Consider the following 1,627-nt stretch of genomic DNA (forward strand, 5'->3'; position numbering starts at 1 on the left):
AGTTGCTGAATACATGAAATCATATAATAAAATCAGAATTCATGGTTCCTTAGGATATATTCCTCCATCGGAATTCTATCAAAGAACCCTAGAAGGAACAGCAAAGCCTTTAATAGTCAAACTTTAATGTTTTTCGCTTAAGAGAAGCACACATAAATATTTAGCTGAAATCAAGGGCCTGCGGTAGCAGGGGCGTAGCCTTTACCCTTGATGAGGATAAATATTTATGTATAATAAAAAAAGCGAAAAAGCATTAAAATATAAGGAACTAAGAAAAAGAAAGTATTCGTGAGTTTTTGTCCAATATTAAGGGGTCAATCCGCATCTAAGTATATTTCAGTCAATAAAATAATGCATATATACTATATAAATTCATGTGAAAACACAAAATATGTTGATATTGAAAATTATTTTCAATAAGGTGTTTAAGATTTTTTAATGGAGGTATCAATATAATACAAATTAATAATAAACATAAAAAGGCAAACTTATGGTAACATAAGGGCGCAAAGCAAAGTATCCTAACATTTTAGGACGGTCTAGCTGCTATGTTATATAACATATTATAACATGGCAGTTTTTTGTTTTTGAGACCTAAGTTTTAGGCACATTTTATAATTAATGACATAAAATATTATCCTAATTTGTTGACTATTTATATCCTGTTAACCTTATGAAAGGAGTGAAAAAATATGTTAGTAAAGAGTAAAAAGCTTAACCTGTTATTAGTTTTTGGATTAGTGTTTGCTATGATATTTTCTACATCCATGCCTAGCTTAGCAGACAATGAAGGAAATGTTGGTGAGTTAAGCCCTGTAGAGGGAAATATAATTGAGGAAGAAGCTAGTGAAGAGGGTTTACCAGAAGAAGATACCGTAGGAGAAATTACCGATGAAGAAACCTTACCTGTGGTGGGTAATATAGAAGAAGGTGAAGGTAAAGATGAAGGAGGCTTGCAAGAGGAAGATACTGCTGAAGAAAGTCCCAACGCAGCAAACCTGCCTGAGGGAAATAATGGGGAAGAGGTAACAAACGAAGAAGAGAGCATAACCGAAGAAAACTTACTAGGCCAAAATTCTAATGAAGAGAATATGATTGTGACAAATGCCTTTATGGGAACTGAAGATGAGGAAAGTGTTGAATCCCAAAGCATAACTTCCATTATTTGGGCAGGAAAGCATATTAATGTAGGCTCTGTTGATGTAACAGCCGATATAAGCACCCATGAAGATATGAATAAGTATATAGACATTGCTTTGGCATTCGCATTAACAAATGGATGGAAAGCAACAGAGTATCACATCTATGTGCTCGATACAGAACCAACAAAGGAACCTACACCTGGTCAAGCTCCTTATAAAGGTAGCCTTAATAATGAGACTAATTTTACAGTAACTATTTCTGAGCTTTTAAGCAATTATAGTGAGGGCTCTAATATATATATTACTACTCATTTATCTGTGAATAAGCAGGGTAAGGGTGGTGGCAACGAAACTGCTTATGGTGGCAATATAGTTGACCCTAAGAAAGGCTCTTGGTTTGGATATATAGTGCTTCCAATACCAGAGGAAGATGAAGAGCCAGGAGATGAAGAACCAGGAGACGAAGAACCGGGAGATGAAGAACC

1 protein-coding gene and 1 riboswitch are annotated in these 1,627 nt (G+C 34.9%); the gene reads left to right on the forward strand.

From position 1 onward, the window contains the following. Nucleotides 1–471: 471 nt before the first annotated feature. Nucleotides 472–551: riboswitch (cyclic di-GMP riboswitch) on the forward strand. A gap of 141 nt (nt 552–692) precedes the next feature. After that, nucleotides 693–1,627, forward strand: a 935-nt coding sequence (locus BLV37_RS14945) for a hypothetical protein (protein WP_208975190.1), incomplete at its 3' end; no start/stop codon positions are given.

Origin of the sequence: Proteiniborus ethanoligenes, from assembly GCF_900107485.1 — a bacterium.
Classification (GTDB): domain Bacteria; phylum Bacillota; class Clostridia; order Tissierellales; family Proteiniboraceae; genus Proteiniborus; species Proteiniborus ethanoligenes.